Source organism: Streptomyces varsoviensis, from assembly GCF_000718635.1.
Taxonomy (GTDB): domain Bacteria; phylum Actinomycetota; class Actinomycetes; order Streptomycetales; family Streptomycetaceae; genus Streptomyces; species Streptomyces varsoviensis.
This window is the reverse complement of sequence record NZ_JOBF01000072.1, coordinates 1-715: the sequence shown is the minus strand read 5'-3', so window position 1 is coordinate 715 and position 715 is coordinate 1. Positions and strand designations below refer to the sequence as shown.

The 715-nt window shown below is 62.0% G+C and carries 2 pseudogenes; both read right to left on the bottom strand.

From position 1 onward, the window contains the following. Positions 1-227: pseudogene (locus IF55_RS41565) on the bottom strand (SufD family Fe-S cluster assembly protein); the annotation flags it as partial. A 134-nt stretch (positions 228-361) separates the two neighbouring features. Beyond that, a pseudogene (locus IF55_RS41560) lies at positions 362-715 on the bottom strand (Fe-S cluster assembly protein SufB); the annotation flags it as partial.

Sequence of the window (715 nt, the reverse complement as noted above, 5' to 3'; positions counted from 1 at the left end):
TAGACGGCCGGGTACTTCATCGTCACCTTGGAGCCGATGTTCCCGTCCACCCACTCCATCGTCGCGCCCTCATACGCCACGGCACGCTTGGTGACCAGGTTGTACACATTGTTCGACCAGTTCTGGATCGTCGTGTACCGGCACCGGCCGCCCTTCTTCACGATGATCTCCACCACCGCCGAATGCAGCGAGTCCGACGAATAGATCGGCGCCGTGCACCCCTCCACGTAATGCACATAATGACCGTGCCGAAATACTCCTGGAAGATCTCCGGGTGCTCCTTGAGCGCCGTGTCCGTGTCCAGGAACAGCACCCCCTGCGCCTCCAGATCCTCCCGGATCTGGTGGTAGACCACCTCCGACTCGTACTGCGCGGCCACCCCGGCCACCAGCCGCTGCTTCTCCGCCTCCGGAATCCCCAGCTTGTCGTAGGTGTTCTTGATGTCCTCCGGCAGATCCTCCCAGGAAGCCGCCTGCTTCTCCGTGGACCGCACGAAATACTTGATGTTGTCGAAGTCGATCCCCGACAGGTCCGACCCCCACGTCGGCATCGGCTTCCTGTCGAACAGCTTCAGACCCTTCAGCCGCAGCTTCAGCATCCACTCCGGCTCGTTCTTCTTCGCCGAGATATCCCGAACGACCTCCTCCGACAACCCGCGCCGGGCCGAAGCACCGGCCACATCGGGATCGGCCCAGCCATATTCATACGTACCCAG